Origin of the sequence: Chryseobacterium sp. C2(2020) (genome assembly GCF_014218915.1) — a bacterium.
In the GTDB taxonomy this organism is placed as follows: Bacteria; Bacteroidota; Bacteroidia; order Flavobacteriales; family Weeksellaceae; genus Chryseobacterium; species Chryseobacterium mucoviscidosis.
The window spans coordinates 26,898-50,695 of the sequence record NZ_JACLCT010000010.1 but is presented as its reverse complement, the minus strand read 5'-3'; the positions used below and the strand labels follow the sequence as shown (position 1 = coordinate 50,695).

General features: G+C 37.6%; 18 protein-coding genes. 13 read left to right on the top strand and 5 right to left on the bottom strand.

Translation table 11 applies throughout. The annotated features are described in order from the left end of the window. Positions 1–2: 2 nt before the first annotated feature. The 10 genes from rpoB (at position 3) to H6W52_RS07850 (ending at position 14,328) form a co-directional block, all read left to right on the top strand. A complete protein-coding gene (rpoB, locus tag H6W52_RS07895; RefSeq protein ID WP_116097668.1) occupies positions 3–3,824 on the top strand; it encodes a DNA-directed RNA polymerase subunit beta in 3,822 nt (1,273 codons plus the stop codon). A gap of 84 nt (positions 3,825–3,908) precedes the next feature. Continuing rightward, positions 3,909–8,174, top strand: coding sequence for a DNA-directed RNA polymerase subunit beta' (gene rpoC / locus H6W52_RS07890; protein WP_116097666.1), 4,266 nt, complete (start codon positions 3,909–3,911; stop codon positions 8,172–8,174). Positions 8,175–8,259: 85 nt separating this feature from the next. Then, entirely contained in the window at positions 8,260–8,565 is a 306-nt protein-coding gene (locus H6W52_RS07885; protein ID WP_029295596.1) for a DUF3467 domain-containing protein, read from the top strand. 139 nt (positions 8,566–8,704) lie between these two features. Continuing rightward, positions 8,705–9,355, top strand: a complete 651-nt coding sequence (locus H6W52_RS07880) for a Crp/Fnr family transcriptional regulator (RefSeq protein WP_116097664.1) — start codon at positions 8,705–8,707, stop codon at positions 9,353–9,355. 121 nt (positions 9,356–9,476) lie between these two features. After that, complete coding sequence (locus H6W52_RS07875) at positions 9,477–10,322, top strand: DUF5777 family beta-barrel protein (protein WP_116097662.1); 846 nt, start codon at positions 9,477–9,479, stop codon at positions 10,320–10,322. A gap of 3 nt (positions 10,323–10,325) precedes the next feature. Further along, entirely contained in the window at positions 10,326–10,664 is a 339-nt protein-coding gene (locus H6W52_RS07870) for a c-type cytochrome (RefSeq protein ID WP_087707472.1), read from the top strand. Between the two features lie 8 nt (positions 10,665–10,672). Then, positions 10,673–11,218, top strand: coding sequence for a YceI family protein (locus H6W52_RS07865; RefSeq protein ID WP_116097660.1), 546 nt, complete (start codon positions 10,673–10,675; stop codon positions 11,216–11,218). Further along, complete coding sequence (locus tag H6W52_RS07860; protein ID WP_116097658.1) at positions 11,215–11,742, top strand: ankyrin repeat domain-containing protein; 528 nt, start codon at positions 11,215–11,217, stop codon at positions 11,740–11,742. Before H6W52_RS07865 ends, H6W52_RS07860 begins: the two co-directional genes overlap by 4 nt. A gap of 3 nt (positions 11,743–11,745) precedes the next feature. Continuing rightward, on the top strand, positions 11,746–12,489 hold the full coding sequence (locus H6W52_RS07855; protein ID WP_087707463.1) for a T9SS type A sorting domain-containing protein: 744 nt from the start codon (positions 11,746–11,748) through the stop codon (positions 12,487–12,489). A 555-nt stretch (positions 12,490–13,044) separates the two neighbouring features. Further along, entirely contained in the window at positions 13,045–14,328 is a 1,284-nt protein-coding gene (locus tag H6W52_RS07850) for an ectonucleotide pyrophosphatase/phosphodiesterase (RefSeq protein ID WP_185216633.1), read from the top strand. A gap of 489 nt (positions 14,329–14,817) precedes the next feature. On the opposite strand, the gene H6W52_RS07845 is transcribed toward H6W52_RS07850, so the two are convergent. Beyond that, positions 14,818–15,702 (bottom strand): NAD(P)H-binding protein, encoded by an 885-nt coding sequence (locus H6W52_RS07845; protein ID WP_185216631.1) that lies wholly within the window; start codon positions 15,700–15,702, stop codon positions 14,818–14,820. Positions 15,703–15,804: 102 nt separating this feature from the next. On the opposite strand from H6W52_RS07845, the gene H6W52_RS07840 reads away from it, so the two are divergent. Then, positions 15,805–16,188, top strand: coding sequence for a winged helix-turn-helix transcriptional regulator (locus H6W52_RS07840; protein WP_116097654.1), 384 nt, complete (start codon positions 15,805–15,807; stop codon positions 16,186–16,188). A gap of 118 nt (positions 16,189–16,306) precedes the next feature. On the opposite strand, the gene H6W52_RS07835 is transcribed toward H6W52_RS07840, so the two are convergent. Further along, positions 16,307–17,362, bottom strand: a complete 1,056-nt coding sequence (locus H6W52_RS07835) for an NAD(P)-dependent alcohol dehydrogenase (protein WP_116097652.1) — start codon at positions 17,360–17,362, stop codon at positions 16,307–16,309. Positions 17,363–17,559: 197 nt separating this feature from the next. Between H6W52_RS07835 and H6W52_RS07830 the strand changes: the two genes are divergently transcribed. Continuing rightward, positions 17,560–18,462: a helix-turn-helix domain-containing protein gene (locus tag H6W52_RS07830; RefSeq protein WP_116097650.1), complete on the top strand. Its 903-nt coding sequence runs from the start codon at positions 17,560–17,562 to the stop codon at positions 18,460–18,462. Between the two features lie 129 nt (positions 18,463–18,591). After that, positions 18,592–19,920, top strand: coding sequence for a carboxylesterase family protein (locus H6W52_RS07825; RefSeq protein WP_116097648.1), 1,329 nt, complete (start codon positions 18,592–18,594; stop codon positions 19,918–19,920). Between the two features lie 171 nt (positions 19,921–20,091). On the opposite strand, the gene H6W52_RS07820 is transcribed toward H6W52_RS07825, so the two are convergent. The 3 genes from H6W52_RS07820 to H6W52_RS07810 form a co-directional block, all read right to left on the bottom strand. Further along, positions 20,092–21,564 (bottom strand): alpha-amylase, encoded by a 1,473-nt coding sequence (locus H6W52_RS07820; protein WP_116097646.1) that lies wholly within the window; start codon positions 21,562–21,564, stop codon positions 20,092–20,094. A gap of 47 nt (positions 21,565–21,611) precedes the next feature. Beyond that, entirely contained in the window at positions 21,612–22,706 is a 1,095-nt protein-coding gene (dinB, locus tag H6W52_RS07815) for a DNA polymerase IV (RefSeq protein WP_116097644.1), read from the bottom strand. Between the two features lie 250 nt (positions 22,707–22,956). Beyond that, positions 22,957–23,472: a TlpA family protein disulfide reductase gene (locus H6W52_RS07810; RefSeq protein ID WP_116097642.1), complete on the bottom strand. Its 516-nt coding sequence runs from the start codon at positions 23,470–23,472 to the stop codon at positions 22,957–22,959. Between the last annotated feature and the right edge of the window lie 326 nt (positions 23,473–23,798).

Genomic DNA, 23,798 nt, shown 5'->3' with positions numbered 1-23,798 from the left:
TTATGAGTAAAACAACACCTACAACTAGGGGAAATCAGAGAGTAAATTTCTCTTCAGCGAAAGGAAAAATCATCACTCCGGACTTTCTGGATATCCAGATCGAGTCTTTCAGTGAGTTTTTTCAGCTTGATACGCTTCCTGAAGACAGGAGAGACGAAGGATTGTACAAAACATTCCAGGAAAATTTCCCGATTACCGATTCAAGAAACCAATTCGTATTGGAATTTTTGGATTATCTGGTAGATTCTCCACGTTATTCAATCGATGAGTGTGTGGAAAGAGGTTTAACGTATTCCGTTCCTCTTAAAGCAAGACTTAAATTGTATTGTACAGACCCTGAACACGAGGATTTCCAGACTGTGGTTCAGGATGTATACTTAGGTCCGGTTCCTTACATGACGCCGTCTGGTTCATTTATTATCAATGGAGCAGAGCGTGTAATCGTAACTCAGTTACACAGATCTCCGGGGGTATTCTTCGGACAGACTTACCACGCAAACGGAACTAAACTTTATTATTCAAGAATTATCCCTTTCAAAGGATCTTGGATGGAATTTACGACAGATATCAACAGCGTAATGTACGCGTATATCGACCGTAAGAAAAAATTACCATTAACCACTTTATTAAGAGCGATCGGTTATGAGTCTGATAAGGATATCCTTCAGATCTTCGACCTTGCTGAAGAAGTGAAAGTTTCTAAAGCTGCCCTTAAAAAAGTAGAAGGAAGAACATTGGCTGCGAGAGTATTGAACACTTGGTTCGAGGATTTCGTAGACGAAGATACAGGTGAGGTTGTTTCTATCGAAAGAAACGAAATCATCTTAGACAGAGAAACGATTCTTGAAAAAGAACATTTGGATCTTATTCTTGATGCAGGTGTGAAATCAATCCTGATTCACAAAGAAAACAGCAACGAGTTCTCTATCATCCAGAATACATTACAGAAAGACCCTACAAACTCTGAAAAAGAGGCAGTAGAGTACATCTATCGTCAGTTAAGAAACGCAGATCCGCCAGATGAGGAAACAGCAAGAGGAATTATTGAAAAATTATTCTTCTCAGAGCAAAGATATTCATTAGGTGAAGTAGGACGTTACAGACTAAACAAAAAATTAGGTCTTAACATTCCTACAACAACTGAGGTTCTTACAAAAGAAGATATCATTGCGATCGTAAGACACTTGATCGAATTGGTAAACTCTAAAGCGGAGGTGGATGATATCGACCACTTATCAAACAGAAGAATTAAAACTGTTGGTGAGCAATTAGCAGGACAGTTCGGGGTAGGTCTTTCAAGAATTGCAAGAACAATCAAGGAAAGAATGAACGTTAGAGATAACGAAATCTTTACTCCGCTTGATCTTGTTAACGCGAAAACTTTAACATCAGTAATCAACTCGTTCTTTGGTACCAACCAGCTTTCTCAGTTCATGGATCAGACCAACCCACTATCAGAAATCACGCACAAGCGTAGACTTTCTGCATTGGGACCTGGAGGTTTATCAAGAGAAAGAGCAGGTTTCGAGGTTCGAGACGTTCACCATACACACTACGGAAGAATTTGTCCGATTGAAACTCCGGAAGGACCAAACATCGGTTTGATTTCATCTTTAGGTATTTATGCGAAAATCAACAGATTAGGTTTCATCGAAACTCCGTACAGAAAAGTAGAAAATGGTAAAATCGAGCTTAATGCAAATCCTATCTACTTAAATGCAGAAGACGAAGAATCTAAAGTAATTGCTCAGGCAAACGTTGAACTAAGCGACAACGGTGAATTCGAAACAGACAGAATTATTGCAAGATTAGATGGTGACTATCCGGTAGTTGAGCCATCTCAGGTAGACCTTATCGACGTAGCACCAAACCAGATCTCTGGTATTTCTGCTTCATTAATTCCTTTCTTGGAGCATGATGATGCGAACCGTGCGTTGATGGGATCGAACATGATGCGTCAGGCAGTTCCTCTATTGAAGCCACAGGCTCCGATTGTAGGTACAGGGCTTGAGCAGCAGGTTGCAAGAGATTCAAGAATCTTAATTAACGCTGAAGGTACAGGTACTGTAGAGTATGTAGATGCCGACAGAATCGTTATTAAATATGAAAGAAGCGAAGACGAAGATTTAGTACAATTCGAGTCTGCTACTAAAACATATAACTTAACTAAGTTCAGAAAAACTAACCAAAGTACTACCATTACCCTAAGACCAAACGTAAGAGTAGGTGATGTAGTGGAAAAAGGACAGGTACTTTGCGACGGTTATGCTACTGAAAAAGGAGAATTGGCTCTTGGTAGAAACTTAGTGGTTGCGTTCATGCCTTGGAAAGGATACAACTTCGAGGATGCGATCGTAATTAACGAAAAAGTAGTTCGTGAAGACTGGTTTACTTCAATTCACGTAGATGAATATTCTCTTGAGGTTCGTGATACCAAATTAGGTATGGAAGAATTGACAGCAGATATTCCGAACGTTTCTGAAGAAGCTACCAAAGATCTTGACGAGAACGGGATGATCAGAATCGGTGCTGAAGTGAAGCCTGGAGACATCATGATTGGTAAAATTACTCCAAAAGGTGAATCTGACCCGACTCCTGAAGAAAAACTTTTGAGAGCGATCTTCGGTGACAAAGCCGGTGATGTAAAAGATGCTTCATTGAAAGCAGATTCTTCATTAAGAGGTGTTGTTATTGACAAGAAATTGTTCTCAAGAAACATTAAAGATAAAAAGAAAAGAACTGAAGAAAAACTTAAGCTTGAAGAAATTGAAAACACTTACAAGGCTAAGTTTGATGACTTGAGAAACACTTTAATTGAAAAATTAAACACGCTTGTAAGCGGTAAAACTTCTCAGGGTGTGAAAAACGACCTTGATGAAGAAATCATCGGTAAAGGGGTGAAGTTCACTCACAAATTGTTGACTTCAGTTGAAGATTATGTAAACGTTAGCGGTTCAGACTGGACAGTTGATAACGATAAAAATGAATTAATCAAACAGTTAATTCACAACTACAAAATCAAGTACAACGACATTCAAGGGGTTAAAAACCGTGAGAAATTTGCAATTTCAATCGGAGACGAACTACCTGCAGGGATCATGAAGTTGGCTAAAGTGTACATCGCTAAGAAACGTAAACTGAATGTAGGAGATAAAATGGCGGGTCGTCACGGTAACAAAGGTATCGTTTCGAGAATCGTTCGTGAAGAAGATATGCCATTCCTTGAAGACGGAACACCGGTAGATATCGTACTGAATCCACTTGGAGTACCTTCGCGTATGAACATCGGTCAGATCTATGAAACAGTTCTTGGATGGGCTGGTCAGAAATTAGGATTGAAGTTCGCGACGCCAATCTTCGACGGAGCTAGCTTAGACCAGATTACTGAATACACTGAGAAAGCAGGTCTTCCTAAATTCGGTCACACTCACCTTTACGATGGTGGTACCGGAGAAAGATTTACTCAGGCTGCAACAGTGGGGGTAATCTATATGTTGAAACTAGGTCACATGGTTGATGATAAAATGCACGCACGTTCTATCGGCCCTTACTCATTGATTACTCAGCAGCCGTTAGGAGGTAAAGCTCAGTTCGGAGGTCAGAGATTCGGAGAGATGGAGGTTTGGGCTCTTGAAGCATTCGGAGCATCCAATATCCTGAGAGAGATCCTTACCGTGAAGTCGGATGACGTTATTGGTAGAGCGAAAACTTACGAAGCTATTGCAAAAGGTGAATCAATGCCTGAACCAGGTATTCCGGAATCATTCAATGTACTACTTCACGAGCTACAAGGTCTTGGATTAGACGTAAGACTAGAGGAATAATTTTAAATTTTAAATTATAAATACTGAATGGAAACATTCGGAAATTAATCTAAAATCTAAAATCTAAAATTTAAAATCTAACAAATGTCAAATAAAAATAAATCAAGTAGATTTAATAAAATAACCATCGGTTTAGCTTCACCCGAATCTATTCTTCAGGAATCGAGAGGGGAGGTTCTTAAGCCGGAAACTATTAACTACAGAACGCATAAGCCTGAAAGAGACGGTTTGTTCTGTGAAAAAATCTTCGGTCCTGTAAAGGATTACGAATGTGCTTGTGGTAAATACAAGAGAATTCGTTACAAAGGGATCGTTTGTGACCGTTGTGGAGTAGAAGTTACGGAGAAAAAAGTACGTAGAGAGAGAATCGGGCATATCAACCTGGTAGTTCCAATTGCGCACATCTGGTATTTCCGTTCTTTACCGAACAAAATCGGTTACCTTTTAGGGATTCCTTCCAAGAAATTGGATATGATCATCTACTATGAAAGATATGTAGTGATCCAGCAGGGTATTGCTAAAAAATTAGACGGTTCTGATTTCGAAAATATGGAATTCTTAACTGAAGAGGAATACCTTGACATCATGGAAACTCTTCCGATCGAGAACCAGTATCTTGATGATTCTGATCCGAACAAATTCATTGCTAAGATGGGTGCGGAAGCGGTTGAAGAATTACTAAAAAGAATCGACCTTGATGCATTGTCTTTCGACCTGAGACACAAAGCACACAACGAAGGTTCAAAACAAAGAAGAACGGAAGCTCTGAAAAGATTGAACGTTGTAGAAGCATTGAGAGGTGCTAATACAAGAATGATCAACAGACCGGAGTGGATGATCATGCGTGTACTTCCTGTTATTCCACCAGAACTAAGACCATTGGTTCCGTTGGATGGAGGACGTTTCGCAACTTCCGATTTAAATGACCTTTACAGAAGAGTAATCATCAGAAACAACCGTTTGAAGAGATTATTGGAGATCAAAGCTCCTGAAGTAATCTTAAGAAACGAGAAGCGTATGCTTCAGGAATCTGTAGATTCACTATTCGATAATACAAGAAAATCTTCAGCAGTAAAATCTGAATCAAACAGACCGTTGAAATCACTTTCAGATTCATTGAAAGGGAAGCAGGGTCGTTTCCGTCAGAACTTATTAGGAAAAAGGGTAGATTACTCAGCGCGTTCCGTAATTGTTGTAGGTCCAAACTTACAGCTTCACGAGTGTGGTATTCCTAAAGATATGGCTGCGGAATTGTACAAACCGTTCATCATCAGAAAACTGATTGAAAGAGGAATTGTAAAAACAGTAAAATCTGCTAAGAGAATCATCGACAGAAAAGAGCCGGTAGTGTATGATATCCTTGAAAACGTGATGAAAGGTCACCCTGTTCTACTGAACAGAGCACCTACGCTTCACAGATTGGGTATTCAGGCATTTCAGCCTAAGATGATCGAAGGTAAGGCAATTCAGCTTCACCCGTTGGTAACAACAGCATTCAACGCCGATTTCGATGGTGACCAGATGGCGGTACACTTGCCACTAGGACCAGAAGCAATCCTTGAAGCTCAGTTATTGATGTTAGGTTCTCAAAACATTTTGAACCCGGCAAACGGTTCTCCAATTACGGTACCTTCTCAGGACATGGTTCTTGGTCTTTATTTCATGACCAAAGAATTGAGTTCTACAGAAGATATGAAAGTAAAAGGTGAAGGTTTGGCATTCTATTCTCCTGAAGAAGCAGAAATCGCTTATGCGGAAGGAAGAGTATCTTTAAATGCTAAAGTAAGATGTAGACTTCCGGTAAAAGAAGAAGGTCAAATCGTAACAAGATTAATTGAAACTACGGTAGGTAGAATCTTATTCAACCAGATTGTACCAAAGCAGGTAGGATATATCAATGAGCTTTTAACGAAGAAATCATTGAGAAACGTTATCGGTAAAATTCTTGCAGATACAGATTTCCCTACAACAGTGAAATTCCTGGATGCAATGAAAGATTTAGGATATTCAAACGCATTCAAAGGAGGTCTTTCTTTCTCATTAGGAGACATCGTGGTTCCTGTTGAGAAAAAGCAGATGATTGCAGATTCTATCGGAACAGTAGATGAAATTAGAGCCAACTATAACATGGGTCTTATTACAGATACAGAACGTTATAACCAGGTAATCGACGTTTGGACTACAACCAACGCCAACCTTACCGAGATGATCATGGGAAGAATGAAAACCGATCAGGGAGGTTTCAACTCTGTATACATGATGCTTGATTCCGGAGCGAGGGGTTCTAAAGAACAGATCCGTCAGTTATCAGGGATGAGAGGTTTGATGGCAAAACCGCAAAAAGCTGGTTCTACCGGAGCGGAGATCATCGAAAACCCGATTCTTGCTAACTTTAAAGAAGGTCTTTCCATCCTAGAATACTTTATCTCTACCCACGGTGCCCGTAAAGGTCTTGCGGATACCGCTCTTAAGACTGCCGATGCAGGTTACTTAACGAGAAGATTGGTAGACGTTGCACAGGACGTTATCGTTACAGAAGACGACTGTGGAACTTTAAGAGGAACAGAAGTTACCGCACTTAAGAAAAATGATGAGATCGTTGAAAGAATCTCTGAAAGAATCTTAGGTAGAGTTTCTTTACATAATATTTATGATCCTGAAAGTGATGAATTAATTGCTGAAGCAGATCAGGTAATCAGTGAGGCGTTAGCGAAGAGAATCGAAGAAGCAGGATTAGAAGCAGTTGAAGTTCGTTCACCACTTACTTGTGAAGCTAAAAAAGGTATCTGTGCAAAATGCTACGGTAGAAACTTAGCGACAGGGAAGATGATCCATATGGGTGAAGCGGTAGGTGTAATTGCAGCACAATCCATCGGGGAACCGGGAACTCAGCTTACGTTGAGAACCTTCCACCAAGGGGGTACTGCAGGAAACGTATCAGAAAACCCATCAATCGTTGCAAGAAGAGACGGTATCGTTGAAATGGATGAGGTAAGAACAATTACTTCTGAAGATGAAAACGGTAACACTGCTGAAGTTGTAGTTTCCCGTTCAACAGAATTCAGATTAGTTGCTGATAACGAGTCCAGAACTCCGTTAATGGTAGCTAACGTACCTTACGGTTCCATATTATCTGTAAAACCAGGTGATAAAGTGAAGAAAGGCGATGTAATCTGTAAGTGGGATCCGTATAACGCGGTTATCATTGCAGAAACTGCCGGTAAGGTAGAATATGAAGACATCATCCAAGGGGTTTCATTCCAACTGGAGATTGACGAACAGACAGGATTTGAAGAGAAAGTAATCTCTGAATCCAGAAATAAGAAAGCCGTACCTACATTGAAGGTGGTAGATTCTAAAGGAGTTGAGCAGAAAGCATACAACTTACCGGTAGGAGCCCACTTAATGGTAAACGATGGTGAAAAAATTAAGGCTGGTAAAGTCTTAATCAAAATCCCGAGAAAATCTGCAAAAGCAGGGGATATCACCGGAGGTCTTCCGAGAGTTACCGAATTATTCGAAGCAAGAAACCCTTCAAACCCGGCGGTGGTTACAGAAATCGATGGGGTAGTTTCTTACGGAAAAATCAAGAGAGGTAACCGAGAATTGATCGTTGAAGCTAAAACTGGAGAAAGAAAAATTTATTTGGTTAAATTATCCAACCAGATTTTGGTACAGGAGAATGACTTCGTAAGAGCTGGTTCGCCACTTTCTGACGGTTCCATTACTCCGGACGATATCTTAAGAATCAAAGGTCCAACTGCGGTTCAGGAATATTTAGTAAACGAAATTCAGGAAGTTTACCGTTTACAAGGGGTAAAAATCGACGACAAGCACTTCGAAATCATCGTAAGACAGATGATGACAAAAGTATCTATCGTTGATGGAGGTGATACTCAGTTCCTTGAAGGTGCTCTTGAACACAAGTATGACTTCTTGGAAGAAAACAACAGAGTATTCGGTCTGAAAGTCGTAGTAGATGCCGGAGATTCTAAAGTATTCCAGCCGGGTCAGATGATTACAGCAAGAGAATTAAGAGACGAAAACTCTAAACTGAAGCGTGAAGATCAGGCTTTAGTTGAAGTAAGAGAAGCTTTACCGGCTACAGCTACACCTGTATTACAGGGTATTACAAGAGCAGCTCTTCAGACGAAATCGTTTATGTCTGCAGCATCGTTCCAGGAAACAACTAAGGTTCTTAACGAAGCAGCAGTTGCTGGTAAAGTAGATGATCTTAACGGCCTTAAAGAAAATGTAATTGTAGGACACAGAATTCCTGCAGGTACAGGTCTTAAAGAATACCAAAATGTGATCGTAGGTTCTAAAAAAGAATTCGAAGATCTTAACTAAAAATAATGATTCGGAAATTTGAGGTTTGAATTTATTTTTATATTTTCACAACCTCAAAATTTCGAATAAAAAATATTTTATAACAATGGACAACAATCAAAATCCACAAGACGGAAACATCAACATCGAATTAAACGAAATGGTAGCAGCGGGGATCTATGCTAACTTAGCTTTAGTAAACCACTCTCCATCTGAGTTTGTAGTAGATTTCATCCAATTAATGCCGGGAGTACAACAAGCTAAAGTAAGATCAAGAGTTATCCTTGCTCCGCTTCACGCTAAAAGAGTACTTTCTGCTCTTCAGCAAAACATTGCTAACTACGAGCAGCAATTCGGAGAAATCAAAGAAGTTGAGCCTTTCGTATTAGGAGGAAACAACGTAAACGCTTAAGATTTACTCTCAAAAATAAAGAAAGCTGTTTCACAAAAGTGGAGCAGCTTTTTTCTTTTAAATGATGAATAGTTTCGCATTCTCTTCATTCTTATATTGATATTTTTTTAAATTTGTTTTTAGAAAGGATATAAAGAATATGATCAATAATCAGTTTATTATTAACAAATTTGGCTTTTTAGGAAATGATTTTTTAAAAGAGCTGGATAAACACGCCATCGTTACAGAAATTAAAGCGAAAACCGAGATCGTAAGAGAAGGACAGAAAAATAAATTTGTTCCGTTCCTTATTAAAGGTTCCATAAGGGTTTTCAGCCTGAATGACGGTCGCGAACTGATTTATTATTATATCCGTTCTAATGACAGTTGTCTCATGACATTCTCCTCAATCTTTACAGATTGCACAAGCCGCATTTACGCCGTTACGGAAGAAGATTCCGAAGTATTGCTGTTCCCTGTATCCGTTGTCCATGAATGGCTCATTAAGTTTCCGGAAATCAACAGGCTTTTCTATTCAGAATACGACAAAAGATTTATTGATGTGATGAATATGGTAAATGATGCCGTTTTTCATAAGTTGGATAAAAGAGTTTTAAACTATATAAAACAACAGATTTCAGCAACCGGAAACAATCCCATCAAACTTACCCACAGAGAAATTGCAAACAGTTTGGGAACTTCAAGAGAAGTAGTAAGCCGTGTTCTTAAAAAAATAGAAAACGAAGGCGAAATTATTCAGACCAAAGAAGGCATAAAAATACCTGTAAATGAAAATGTTAGTCAAGGCTAATAAATGATATTTAATTATTTTAACATTTTCATTGATAAAAACAATACAGTCGGTGACTTTTATCACACAATTTTAACTCGATAAGTCGATAAGTTTGTTGTACTAATTTAAATAAATGTGTATGACAAAAACTCTCTTATTTTTGTCAATGTTTGCTTCAGTTTTTTCCTTTGCACAGGAAGACCTGCTGAAAGATATTGATACCGTTCAGACGAAAAACACCGATGTTTCCCAACCCGCTTTTAAAGCTTTACAAATTGTAACCGGGCAATCTACCAAACTTCCCGCAAAGAATGAATGGTATATTGTTGTGGCACACCGTTTCGGTGATGTAAGCAAAGGTTTTAAAGACTTCTTCGGGCTGGATGATGCTTCCACAAAACTCGGCGTCATTTATGGCATTACAGAAGGGATCTCAGTAAGCCTTTCCAGAGAAACCAACCTTAAAACTTTCGAAGGCGGAGTAAAATACAAGCTCGTAAAACAGAGCGAAAACTTTCCCGTAGACGTTGTAGGCTACAATGTTCTGGCTGTAAATACAGATCTCAGTAAAGATAATTATCCGCATCTTCAGTTTGGGGACAGACTTTCTTACCTTACACAGGCTTTAATTTCCAGAAGATTCAGCGATAAATTTTCTCTTCAGTTAACACCGTCATACGTTCACAAAAATCTTTACGAACCTACTATTGAAGACAAAAACCAGTTTTTGGCAGGTTTGGGAGGGCGTTATAAAATCTCCAAAAGAGTTTCTATTAATGCAGAATATTTTGTGAATTTCGACAATCACAGTTTCTACAAAAATCCGCTTTCTTTAGGGATGGATATAGAAACCGGGGGACACGTGTTCCAGCTTTTATTCACCAATTCCCAACTGAATTCGGATATTGGTTATCTAACCAATGCCGCCGGAAAATGGGATAAAGGGCAGATTTTCTTTGGGTTTAATCTTTACAGAGTATTTTAGAGTATGAAAAAATTGATATACATCGTTTCATCAGCATTAGTATTAACGGCTTGTGAAAGCAGAACGTATGAGGAAATTTCGGATAATACTCCGATTGCAGAAGTGGTAACTTACAATAAAGACGTAAAGCCCATTATGGATGCCAATTGCGTGAGTTGTCATTCACCGGGAGTTCAGGCGCTGGCAAACTACTCTCAGGTGAAAGCAAATATTGATAACGTTATAGACAGAATAAGCCGCGCTAACGGAGATCCTTTAAAAATGCCTCAAGGCGGAAGTTTATCGCCCTCACAAATTACGATCATCACGAAATGGAAAGCCGACGGGCTTCTCGAAAACTAGAAATTAATATGAAAAAACTATTTTTATTTATAACAGCGTTATTATTCACCAATCTTGCTTTTGCCCAAAAATATATGGCTAAAACAGGAAAAGTAACGTTTGAAGCATCTGTACCTCTATTTGAAGATGTTTTTGCACAGGACGACAATAACGTCGCGGTAATCAATGCCGATACAGGAGATTTTGCATCAGTTTCTGTCGTGAAAAACTTCCATTTCAAAACAAAATTAATGGAAGAACACTTCAATGAAAGCTATGCCGAAACGGCGAAATATCCAAAGGCAACCTTCACCGGAAAAATTCTGAATTTTGATAAATCCAAATTATCCGCAACGCCACAAAAATATACCGTTCAGGGAAAATTAAATTTTCATGGAGTAGATAAGGCGTACAATTCTGCGGCAACCATTTATGCCAAAGACGGGAAAATTTATATGTCTGGAGGATTTGTAGCAAAAACAGCCGATCATAAAGTAACCATTCCGAAAATGGTATCTAAAAAGATTGCTGAAAACGTGAATGTTCAATACAACTATGTTCTTACAAAACAATGAGAAAATTAATTTTATTGTTAGGAATGTTTCTCAGTTTTACTTTGGCAACTGCTCAGGAAAAAGCAAAATCTATTTTTGATGTGGCAAGAAGCGGTACAGTTGCTGAAGTGAAGGATATGATGAAACAGAATCCGGACATCATTAACCAAGCTAATGAAAGCGGTTTTTCTCCTTTAATTCTGGCTTGCTACAGAGGGAATGTAGACGTTGCCAAATTTTTGATGGACAATGTAAAGGACATTAATTATAAAAGCCGTGAAGGAACAGCTTTGTCGGGACTTTCCGTAAAATATAACAAAGATCTGGTAACCTATATTTTAGAGAAAAAGGCAGATCCGAATATTGCGGATGCTACAGGATCGACTCCTTTATTCTGGGCAGTAAAATTCGGAAATAAAGAACTGACGGAATTACTGCTGAAATACAAAGCCGACAAAACCATAAAGGATGCACAGGGAATGACTCCTTTTGAGTATGCTTTACAGACAAACAATAAAGAAATAATTAACCTACTTAAAAATTAAAATATGAAAAAAGTTTTACTCACATTATCAATGGCTCTTGCAATTTCTGTAGGAGCGCAGTTTTCGTCGGGTACAGTTAATTTATCGGCTGCTGCAATGACGGTGAAATTAGACACGAATGCAACTACCGCTACGCTTACTTTAACCGGAGACAGCAATTCTATGCTCGGAATCGGTTTCGGATCAAGCGGAATGGCAAACGGATCAGATGGATTTATTTACAATTCATCTTCAAACAGAGATTATACATTCGTAGGATTTTCCTCACCTTCTGCAGATGCTACGCAGGATTGGACTCAGGTTTCAAACACCGTTTCGGGAAGTACAAGAACAGTAGTGGCTACAAGATCTCTTGCCGGAGGAACCGGAGACTTTGCCATTCCTAATTCTGCGGGAACCATTAATATTTTCTATGCAAGAACTGCAGGAGGAACGGGAATATCTTACCATTCTTCAAACAGAGGCTACGCTTCTCTTACGATGGGAGCTGTTTTAGCAACCGGAGAAGTCGCTGCACAAAGCAAAAAAGTAGTTCTTTATCCAAATCCTGCAAAAGAAACCATTAATTTCAAAGATGCCGATAAAATAAAAAATATTGATGTTTTCGAATCTACCGGAAGAAAGGTAAAAACCATAAAAGCTGATGGAAAAGAAGTGAATATTTCCGACTTGAAATCTGGAAATTATTATCTGGAAATTACGTTGAAAGATGGTTCAACATCTTTTGAACAGTTAATCAAAGAATAAACGGAGACCACTGAAAGGTGGTCTTTTTTTATGAAAAATATAAAATGATAATTGTGGCACAAACAATGAATATAATTCCTGCTAAAGTATTTTTTAATCCTTCGGATTTTGGGTGGGAGCTGTATTTCTTGTTCATGCTCTCAGAATTGCAGCGGTAAATAAATACCCACCGAATAAAATTTCCCAAAAGATCCAGCAAAAATTCCAATATTTTGTATTTTATTTAAATATAAATATTAAAGTTGTTTAAAGTAATTTCAAAATTAACCACAAAAGGCACAAAAGACAATGTTAAAGCGAATTTCATTAATAATCAAAGCGCTCAAAAGAATAAAAATCAAAGATTTTTAAAAACTATTGTGAACTTTTTCATTGATAATGATCAACTTTAAATAAAAGTTTAGTCATCTTTTGTGACTTTTGTGGTTAAATAAAAAGTTTAAACAGACTCATTCTTAATTTACACTCATTCTAAAAAATGCTTTTAATGTTTTTTTAACCAAAGAATCTTTTCTTTCAGGATTCTAGACCCTAATTTTGCAGAAAATATAAATCATGAAGAAAAGCCTTCAATTCTTACTGTTAATTTTTTCACTGACAGTTTTTGCCCAAAAAGATAATGTTGATACAGAAGAAGTTGTAGTTCCTGATCGTTACAATACGGCTGAAGCTCAGACAAAACCTTATGTCATCATGATTTCTACCGATGGATTCCGTTATGATTATGCTAAAAAATACAACGCAGAAAATCTGTTGAAATATTCCAATGAAGGAGTTCAGGCAAAAGCGATGATTCCTAGTTATCCAAGCATTACATTTCCCAATCACTGGACATTGATTACCGGATTGTATCCTTCTCATCACGGACTCATCGATAATTATTTCTACGATTATCAAAAGAAGGAAAGTTACGCCATGAGCGATAAAAAAAATGCCGAAGACGGAAAATGGTACGGCGGAACGCCGCTTTGGGGACTCGCTGAAAAACAGGGAATGCTTTCCGCTTCGTTAATGTGGGTAGGTTCTGCAAGCAATGCAGGAGGAAACAGACCAACCTATTATTACCATTATAACGAAAAATTCTCACCATCTGAAAAAGTGGACAAAGTCATCGAATGGCTAAAGCTGCCAATGGAAAAAAGACCACATTTCATTTCATTGTATTTTCCTGAAGTTGATGCAAGCGGACATCATTTCGGTCCGGATTCCAGAGAAACGGAAGATGCGGTTCATCTGGTAGATGGAGCTATTGGCGAACTGGCTCAGAAAATTCATGATTTAGGATTACAAAATGTAAACTTTGTCTTTGTTTCTGATCACGGAATGATAAAAGTGGATGGAGGAAGTCCGTTGGAAATTCCCGCAATACTTTTTAATAAAGAAAGATTTGATTTTTACAATTCGCAGACTTTATTGAGGGTATACGTTAAAAATTCTGATGAGGTTAAAAGGGTTTATAAGGAATTAAAAACCAATAAGACAGAAGATTATGAAGTCTATCTGGATAAAAAACTCCCCAAATATCTTCATTTTTCAACAAAAGATGACCGGTATAAAAGAATCGGACAGATTTTATTAATTCCCAATGCTCCTAAAATTTTCTTGGAAAAAGGAAAAAAATCATCGGTTGGAAAACATGGCTATAATCCGCAGATAGTTCCTGAAATGAAAGCTACATTCTTTGCTTGGGGACCGGAATTCAAAAATAATTTGGTGATCGACGAATTTCAGAACATCAACGTTAATCCTTTGGTTGCAGATATTTTAGGATTGAAAATCGATCAGCCTATTGACGGGAAATTGAAGGTTTTGAAGGCGATTTTGAAAGAAAAGGAATAAATCAAGGTTGAGGTAAAGATTAAATTTAAATAATCCATTGATAAAAGTTTCGGCGAGCCAAAGGCTCGCCGAAACTTTTGAATGTAATGATTAAATGACATAGGAAAATGGAGCGTTAAGAAAATTTAAATTTAGTCCATTAAGAAATTCCCACTGTTTGATACGCGAGACAAATATTAAATCAAAAGGCAAATCTTTAATTCGCGCAAGTTTTGGGAATTTTAGGATTAAATTTTAATTTTAGCGGAAGTTTCCGAGTCTTGAATTTTTGTTTCTTTTGTTTCAGGACAAAAGAAAATTTGAATATCCGTTAAACAACCTATTACTATGCACTGATATGAAAATCAATTATTTATAACAGACACTTCGACAAGCTCAGTGTGATACCTCTAATACTAAACGCTTGATTTCTAGCGATGTCAAGCTGAGCCTGTCGAAGCTTTAGGTTAATAAACGGACAATCAATAAAGAAAAAGTTGTAAAATAACATTAAGCATTAAATTTATCCGCAAACTCTTTCGCAAACTCCTCCAATTTAATTTTGCCATCAACAATAGAACCATGTTCAATAAAATCCTTCTGAACAATTCCGGTACGGATTCCTCTTCCCATTTCTGTATACAATTCTGCCATTTCCTGCGGAACTCCTGCCTGAAGCATTCCGTGTAAAGAATCTTCATCTTTAAATTCTATCCAAGGAAGTTCCGGTTTTCCGATGGCATTTCCGAAAATATTTGCAAAATCCTGCGCTTTGCGAACGTCGCTCACAATGTATCTTATATTTTTACCTTCAGAACTTTTTACAAGTTCTTCAGCAGCAGCTTTTGCAATATCTTTTGGATGAACTAATGGAACTTCTGTATGGTTAGGATAATTTGCTCCAAGAATTCCTGCGTTTTTAATCAGAGGAATATCATTAAAGAAATTGATGTAGAAATATCCTGCTCTTAAAAAAGTGACTGACGTATTTTCCAGCTCATTGTAGAATTTCTCAATAGCATGAAGACCTTTTATCGGTCCGTTTTCCACAGGAGATTCTGCTCCGATGCTGCTCAGCATTACGATTCTTTTAACTCCGGTTTGTTGAACGGCTTCAGCATAATTCTTTCCTGCATTTTTTGTGTTTTCAACAAGATTTTCAAATCCCATATTGGGTGGAGTCATCAGAAACGCGGCATCATTTCCTTTAAAAGTGTCAACCAAAAAGTTCAGGTCTGTAATAGAACCGATAGCCGCTTTAGCTCCCAGATTTTCAATTTCATTTTTTTTAGATTCGCTGCTGCTGATTATGGTGATATCATGTCCTTCTGCAATTAATTGCTCTGCAAGAGGTTTCGCTACATTTCCCAATGAACCGGTGATGATGATTTTCATAATTTTTATTTTTTTGTTGATAATTATTTTTTTATTTCCTGATACAAAGGTATATTTGTACTTACTTTTATACAAGTACTTACCCTAAAGTATGTATTCATTATGACAGCCATAAAAGAAACATCAACCATTCAGCAGAATAAAAAATACGCACTGGATTCCTGTCCCGTAACGTATGTCATGGAAAAAATCGGAGGATTCTGGAAACCGATAATTTTATATCATCTTTCTAACGGAGACAAAAGGTACAGCGAACTGAAACGCGCCATTCCTGCGGTAACCGAAAAGATGCTGATTCAGCATTTAAAGCAACTGGAAAATGACGGACTGATCATCAGAACCGCAAAACCGGTTGTTCCACCCCATGTTACTTACGAATTGAGTGAGGCAGGAAAAGGTTTAATTCCGGTTATCAGTTCCATGGCAGAATGGGCATTTAAACACATGGAGGGAAAATATGACCATTTAAGAAAGGTAGCATTGTAAAAATTTAACCATCAGAAAAATTTAACCATCAGAAAGCTTAATTTCCATAAACCATAAACCACCAACCGTCAACAAAAAAGCCCTCTGAAGAGAGCCTTAGTTAACAATATACAAAGAATTACAAAGATTGCATATCAATCACGAAACGGTATTTCACGTCGCTTTTCAGCATTCTGTCATACGCTTCATTAATATCCTGCATTTTGATTAATTCAATATCCGATACAATATTATGTTTTCCGCAGAAATCCAGAAGTTCCTGAGTTTCGGCAATTCCTCCGATTAAAGATCCGGCAACCGAACGACGCTGGAAAATAAGCGGTCTTGTACTTGGAGCTTCATTTTCGAATTCCCCTACAAATCCTACCATAACCAGAGTTCCGTTTAAAGCAACAGTCTGCATGTAAGGATTAATGTCGTGTTCATAAGGAACAGTATCAATAATCACATCAAACTTCCCTTTTACAGCATCCATCTGATCCAGCTCCGTAGAAATCACCACATGATCTGCTCCCAGTTTTTTAGCATCTTCCGTTTTTCCCGGAGTTCGCGAGAATAATGTTACTTCAGCGCCCAAACCTTTTGCCAGTTTAATCGCCATGTGTCCCAAACCTCCCAAACCTACAACAGCAACTTTAGAATCAGGACCTACATTCCAGTGTCTTAATGGAGACCATGTTGTAATTCCTGCACAAAGAAGAGGAGCAACAGCCGCTAAATCTAAATTTTCAGGAACACTTAATACGAAATGTTCATCTACAACTACTTTCTGAGAATATCCGCCGAAAGTATGACCTCCCAAATGTTTATCCGGTCCGTTGTAAGTTCCTGTGAAACCATTCTGGCAATATTGCTCAAGATCGTGTTTGCAGCTTTCGCACTCGCCGCAAGAATCTACCATACAGCCGACCGCCGCAAGATCTCCAACTTTAAATTTTGAAACTTCATTTCCTACATTAGTCACTCTTCCTACAATTTCATGTCCCGGAACTACAGGATACATCGATCCGCCCCAGTCGTTTCTTGCGGTGTGAAGATCGGAGTGGCAAACACCACAGTATAGAATTTCAATTTCTACGTCTTTTGCTGTTACTTCTCTTCTTGCAATATTTAATTCCTGTAAATCGGCAGTCTTGGATTCTGCTCCGTAAGCTTTTACTGTGAATGTACTCATTTTGTTTAGTATTAATTATTTTGATTAGTTTATTCTTTGATTCAGAATAGGGAATTCGTTATTTTCTTAGTTGCAAAATTCGAACCTTTTAGAACAAATCATCTTATATAAATTACGGAAAGATGTACCAATTTTACAGACGAAATAAAATGTCTCTTTAAAAGTGGTAATTTTGAATGGCAATTAAAATTTACTTCATGAAAAATCAGGAGGTTGAAATCTACAATACGGTTTCAGAATACAATAAAATGCTGAATCACGAGACGTTACATCCTTTGGTAAGTGTAATCGATTTTTCCAAATCTGATCCTATTTGTCAGCATTTGAGACAGTTTGGTTTTTACACGATCTTTTTAAAAGATGTGATGTGCGGCGATATGCAGTACGGAAAACACAGCTACGATTATCAGGAAGGAACATTGGTTTTTATTGCTCCGGGACAGACATACGGAATTTCTAATGCAGGTACCTACATTCAGCCAGCCGGTTTTGCTCTTATTTTTCATCCTGATTTATTAAAAGGAACCAACCTCGGAAAAAATATCAAAGACTATAATTTTTTCTCCTATGAAGTTCATGAAGCACTGCATCTTTCAGAAAAAGAAAGAGAAATTATTCTCGAATGTTTTAAAAATATAAAGCATGAATTGGAACAGCCGATTGATAAACACAGTAAATCTTTAATTGTAAATAACATCGAACTGTTCCTGAATTACTGTATGCGGTTTTACGACCGTCAGTTTATCACCAGAGATCACATCAATCAGGGAGTCATCGGAAAATTTGAAACTCTTCTGAATGATTATCTTACTTCTGAAAAGCCTAAGAATATAGGTTTTCCGATGGTTCATTATTTTGCAGAACAGCTTAATCTTTCAGCGAATTATTTTGGAGATTTAATTAAAAAAGAACTGGGTGTTTCCGCTCAGGAATTCATCCACAATAAACTGATTGATGTGGCAAAAGACCAGATTTTCGATTCTGCAAAGTCCATCAGTGAAATTTCTTATAATTTAGGCTTTAAATATCCGCAGCATTTTACCAGACTTTTTAAAAGTAAAGTCGGTGTTTCTCCGAGTGAATACAAAATGCTGAATTAGTTTAAAAAATAAATTTCTACGAGTACAACGAGCAAATCTGTTGGTTAAATTAGCGCAAAAAAGAGATATTGAGGTGAAGTTAAAGTAAGAAATCACTACCTTTAAAAAGCAGACCAATATTGTTTCATCATGACGGCACAACAAAATACAGGAATTCATACTTTTCATACTTCTATCGGTAAAATATCTGCAATAAAAATAAACGGAGTGATCAAAGCGAAAAGCATCCGTTACGCGAGATCAGAAAGATATAAAAAGCCCGTTCCTGTAGAAGAAATACAGAGTCACGAAATTCCGGATAAAACACCGGTCTGTCCTCAACACATCAGTCCGTTACTTGAAAGATTAATCCAGAAAACAAATGTCGATCATTTCGAACCCGATGAATCTCCTCAGTTTTTAACAATTACCCGTCCGGAAAATTTTGAGGCAAATGAAAAACTTCCGGTGGTAGTCTGGATTCACGGAGGTTCTTATGAAATTGGCTGCGGAGATCTGCCCACTTCCGATCCTTCGGTTTGGGTAAAAGAGCAGAATCTTATCGTTGTTTCCATTACATATCGTCTCGGACTTTTCGGATTTTTGGGAGGAAATGAAGTAAGACCTGCCAATTTAGGTTTATTTGATATGATTGAATCTCTGAAATGGATTCAGAAAAATATTCATAGTTTTGGCGGAAATCCGGAAAATATTACCCTTTTCGGGCAGTCTTCCGGAGGCGATGCGATTGCACATCTGATGATTTCCGAAGGAATTGATGGATTGTTTAAAAGAGCCATTATCCAAAGCGCACCGCTTGGTTTCAGGATGAAAAGAAGTAAAATGTCTTTAGAATTTTTCAGGAAGACCGATTTTCTGAAAGATGAAAAAGATCCCCTGAAAATGGTGGATGAATACGTGAAATTTTTACCCTCATTCAGAAAATATGGTTTAAAAACGGCGATGCCTTTCTGTACGCAATATGGTTTTGCCCCTTTGTGCACGGAAGAAGAAAGTCTGCCGAAATGGAAAGAGAATGCGAAAAAATATGATGTATTAATCGGTTCCAGTCATGACGAAACTGCTTTTTATGTAAAAACGGCTCAGGAAGGATTTTACACCTATCTCCACGAAAAGATTCTCAACAAAATCGTTCGTAAAACAACAGAATCCATTTACGAAAAACCGGCAAAGATTTTTGCTGAAAATTATGCTTCGGGTGGTGGAAATATTTATCAGTTTAAAATTAATTCTGTTCTGAAAAATAATTATATCGGAGCTTCCCACTGTGTAGATCTTCCTTTGATTTTCGAAAATCAGGAAGCATGGAAATCGGCAGAACTTTTAAAAGATGTTCCGTGGAAACACATTCAGGAAAACGGAAAAAAGCTTCGCGCATTGTGGGCGGAATTTGCAAGGACAGGAAAAATTTCCGATCATTCAGAACGACCGGAAATTCTTGAACTCCGAAAAGTTTAGTTTTATTTTTAAACACGAATACCACGAATTTTCTACATTTTTTAAACACAAGTGTCACAAATATTTTCACGAATAATTCAAATAAATTTTAGATAGCTTCATTTAAAATTGTGCTATTTGCAAAAGCATTCATGTCATTTGTGAAAGCCTTTTGTGATCTTCGGGTTCAAATTATTCAGCAAGCCAGACACTCACATTTCCCGCCGGAACCGGGAAATTTCCCCAACCGTTTTCATCGATGGTAATTTTATCTTCAAATCTTCCCAATGCATCATAAAACGTTTGTCCGATGTATCTTTCTCCTATTTCCATAGGCTTTTCGTAAGCATCTTTATTGCTTAAAACTACCGCACATCCAGAATGTTCCTCATCACCTTCACGAACCCATCCAAGACAATTGGCATCCTCAAAATAATCTCTCTGTTCGCCGTAAGCATTGTTTTTTCTGGCTTTCAGAAGTTCTTCAATGCCATCCACTTTATTTAAAAATATTTCCTGATCATTGCCTTCCTTATCTTTATCCACATAATGCGCTCCGTAGAGATCCGGATAAAACACACACGGATAACCGTCTTTTCTCAGCAGAATCAATGCATACGCCAAAGGTTTGAACCATTCTTCAACTGGAGCTTCAAGATCCTGTAAAGGCTGCGTGTCATGATTATCCACAAGACTTACCGAGTGAAGCGGATCTGCCTGAGTAAGGCTTTCGTCAAAGATTCTCCGCAAATCGTAAGAATTTCCTTCGTTGGAAGCGGTGTGAAAATTATTCTGTAACGAACTGTCGAACAGGCTCATGCATCCTTCGGTAACATCGATGTATTTCTGCAAGAGATTCAGATATCCGGGAGCCCAGTATTCGCCGACCGCAAAAATATTTTTTCCGGTATTGGAACGGAGAAGAGTGAGCCATTCTTTATAAAAATCAAATGAAATATGCTTTAAGGCATCCAGTCTCACGCCGTCGAAATCGGTTTCATCAAAGTACCATTTTGCCCAGTTGTTCAGTTCTTCGCGTACGAACGGATTTCTGTGTTCCACATCATTGTACATCAGATAATCGTAATTTCCTTTCTCATCGTCGATCATTTCTTCCCAGTCGGTTCCGTATTCGTTTTTAATTTTAAAAATCTGCGAATCCATTCCTTCTGCATAATCCACGCCGCTGAAACAGGTGAAATTCCATTCAAATTCAGAATATTTTTTATTTCTTCCGGGAAAGGTAAATTTGGTATAAGACTGTATTTCTATTTCATCCGAGATTATTTTTTCTCTGTTTTCTTCATCTACTTTTAATGCTTTAAAGGTTTCCAGTTCATCTCCGCCGCCTTTATGTCCAAGTACAATATCTACAATTACTTTAATATTGTTTTCTTTAAGCGCCTTTATCGCCTTCAGGTAATCTTCTTTCGTGCCGTATTTGGTGGGAATCGTTCCTTTCTGATCAAATTCTCCGAGATCATAGAGGTCGTAAGCGTCGTAGCCAATAGAGTGACCTCCTGTTGCGCCTTTGTAAGCGGGCGGAAACCAGACTGAGGTAATGCCGAGTTCGGCTAAATATTTTGCGTTTTGTTCTGCTTCTTTCCACAGCTTGCTGTCTCCTTCTGTATACCAGTGGAAATACTGAATCATCGTTTCATTCATAAATTGTAAAATTTGGTTACTACAATTTAGTGAAAAAATCCGGATTATCAGTCTTCGAATTCTTTAAACGGAATTTTTAGTTGAACGGAAACCTGTTTTTTTTCTTCAGTGTTGAGGTGGGAGAGGGATAATCCCAACAGTCTCACCGGTTTATCGAATGGTCTTAATTCCCAAAGTTTTTTTCCGGTTTTCAGATATTGTTCGGCAGAGGAAAAATATTCTTCTTTGGTGATACTTCTTGTGTAGAGTGAGAAATCTTTGTATTTAATTTTTAAAGTTAAAGATCTTCCGAGAATATTATTTTTCTGTAAACGTGTGTGAAGCTCTTCACTCAGGCTTTCCAGTTTTTCATTGACCTGCTGTTCATCAAAAAGATCTTCAAAAAAAGTTCTTTCTACCGCTACACTTTTCTGGATGCGGTGCGGTTTTACTTCCGAATGATGAATTCCGCGAACCACATTGTAATAATAAGCTCCGGATTTTCCGAACAGCCTTATTAAATCTTCAATGGATCTTTTCTTTAAATCTTTCCCTTTGTAAATGCCTAAGCTGAACATTTTATTAGCCGTTACTTTTCCGACTCCATAAAATTTTTCTACCGGAAGTTCTTCCAGAAAACCTTCGATTTTGTCGGGATGAATGGTTTTCTGTCCGTTCGGTTTGTTGATATCTGAAGCAACTTTGGCTAAAAATTTATTCACAGAAATTCCGGCGGAAGCAGTAAGTCCGGTTTCGGCAAAAATTTTCTGACGGATCTCTTTGGCGATCTGATTGGCAGATTCCATTCCTTTTTTATTTTCTGTAACGTCGAGATAGGCTTCATCCAAAGAAAGCGGTTCCACCAGATCGGTATATTCGTAAAATATTTCACGGATCTTTTTTGATATTTCCTTGTAACGCGCAAAACGCGGAGGAACAAAAATAAGGTGCGGACATTTTTCTTTTGCCGTTTTGCTGGGCATTGCAGACCGGACTCCGAATTTTCTGGCTTCGTAACTTGCCGCCGAAACCACACCACGATGTCCGCCTCCGACTGCAATTGCTTTTCCTTTCAATTCAGGATTGTCGTGCTGCTCCACAGAAGCATAGAATGCATCCATATCGACGTGAATTATTTTGCGCATGGGAAAAGAAGAATCCATACCGCAAAGATATGGATTCCTGTATTTTTAATTATTTTCTTTTGTCCTGAATTTATCTAATCGCAAGGATAGACAAAGATTTATAGAAATGAAATATTTTTAAGATAAAACAAAGCCGTTTCACTTATTTTCGAAATACAATTGAATAAATCTTGTCTTACTTTATTTAAGTGAAGCGTCTTTGTATAACTTAAAATAATAGACAATATAAAAATTAAAGCTTTGTTTTGCTTTGCGGTAAAAATAAGATTTACTTCAAAAGTTTATCAATTGTTGCCTGTATTTCCGGATCTTCAGGAGTAATAGCGTAGTATTTTGCAATGGCAGATTTCTGATCAATCACCATATAACGTGGAATCCAGTTCAGATCAACATAATTATTGAAATCGTTTTTCCAGCCGGATGAGAACCAGTAGTTTTCTTTGTCTTTCATCTCAAATTTTTCCAGACTTCTTTCAAAGCCTTCTTTGGAACGGTCTAACGAAAGAAATACAAAATCTATGTTTTTATTTTTTTCTTCCAGTTCTCTGGCTTTCGGAAGTGCATTTAAACAGTCTCTGCACCATCCTGCCCAAAAATCAATAACCAGAACTTTACCTTTATGCTGATCGAGAATCTGCTGAATGGTAACCGTTTTTCCGTCTTCATCTTCCAGTTTCTGCGCCAAAGCTTCTTTGGAGAAACCCTTTTTCAGAACTTTCGGCGCCTGTTGAGAACAGCCTAATCCGAAAATTCCCATCATTAATAGTAACAACAGTTTTTTCATGTTCAAAAAAATTATGTATGCAAATCTAGACAATGCCGTCCAATCTGTACTGATTTTTTGATGACTTAATGAAAATTGATGGGATTGAAGATTTCTATTGAATTTACAATTAAAAAATTCACAAATTTTATCGTTCTGAAAACATCGACAAATATTAAGTCTGTTTAAACTTTATTTAACCGCAAAAGTCACAAAAGATCTACTAAATTTTTTATTTAAAGTTGATTATTATAAATGAAAAAGAAAACAATAATTTTTAAAAATCTTTGATTTTTATTCTTTTGAGCGCTTTAATTATTCTGAAAATTCGCTTTAACATTATCTTT

Bases quoted from the DNA above. Each gene is read 5' to 3' on its own strand.
- H6W52_RS07875 (WP_116097662.1), top strand. From the start codon at position 9,477: ATGACAAAAACTCTCTTATTTTTGTCAATGTTTGCTTCAGTTTTTTCC.
- H6W52_RS07880 (WP_116097664.1), top strand. From the start codon at position 8,705: ATGATCAATAATCAGTTTATTATTAACAAATTTGGCTTTTTAGGAAAT.
- rpoC (WP_116097666.1), top strand. From the start codon at position 3,909: ATGTCAAATAAAAATAAATCAAGTAGATTTAATAAAATAACCATCGGT.
- H6W52_RS07845 (WP_185216631.1), bottom strand. From the start codon at position 15,702: ATGAAAATCATCATCACCGGTTCATTGGGAAATGTAGCGAAACCTCTT.
- H6W52_RS07870 (WP_087707472.1), top strand. From the start codon at position 10,326: ATGAAAAAATTGATATACATCGTTTCATCAGCATTAGTATTAACGGCT.
- H6W52_RS07850 (WP_185216633.1), top strand. From the start codon at position 13,045: ATGAAGAAAAGCCTTCAATTCTTACTGTTAATTTTTTCACTGACAGTT.
- H6W52_RS07835 (WP_116097652.1), bottom strand. From the start codon at position 17,362: ATGAGTACATTCACAGTAAAAGCTTACGGAGCAGAATCCAAGACTGCC.
- H6W52_RS07860 (WP_116097658.1), top strand. From the start codon at position 11,215: ATGAGAAAATTAATTTTATTGTTAGGAATGTTTCTCAGTTTTACTTTG.
- H6W52_RS07825 (WP_116097648.1), top strand. From the start codon at position 18,592: ATGACGGCACAACAAAATACAGGAATTCATACTTTTCATACTTCTATC.
- dinB (WP_116097644.1), bottom strand. From the start codon at position 22,706: ATGGATTCTTCTTTTCCCATGCGCAAAATAATTCACGTCGATATGGAT.
- H6W52_RS07855 (WP_087707463.1), top strand. From the start codon at position 11,746: ATGAAAAAAGTTTTACTCACATTATCAATGGCTCTTGCAATTTCTGTA.
- H6W52_RS07830 (WP_116097650.1), top strand. From the start codon at position 17,560: ATGAAAAATCAGGAGGTTGAAATCTACAATACGGTTTCAGAATACAAT.
- rpoB (WP_116097668.1), top strand. From the start codon at position 3: ATGAGTAAAACAACACCTACAACTAGGGGAAATCAGAGAGTAAATTTC.
- H6W52_RS07865 (WP_116097660.1), top strand. From the start codon at position 10,673: ATGAAAAAACTATTTTTATTTATAACAGCGTTATTATTCACCAATCTT.
- H6W52_RS07820 (WP_116097646.1), bottom strand. From the start codon at position 21,564: ATGAATGAAACGATGATTCAGTATTTCCACTGGTATACAGAAGGAGAC.
- H6W52_RS07810 (WP_116097642.1), bottom strand. From the start codon at position 23,472: ATGAAAAAACTGTTGTTACTATTAATGATGGGAATTTTCGGATTAGGC.
- H6W52_RS07840 (WP_116097654.1), top strand. From the start codon at position 15,805: ATGACAGCCATAAAAGAAACATCAACCATTCAGCAGAATAAAAAATAC.
- H6W52_RS07885 (WP_029295596.1), top strand. From the start codon at position 8,260: ATGGACAACAATCAAAATCCACAAGACGGAAACATCAACATCGAATTA.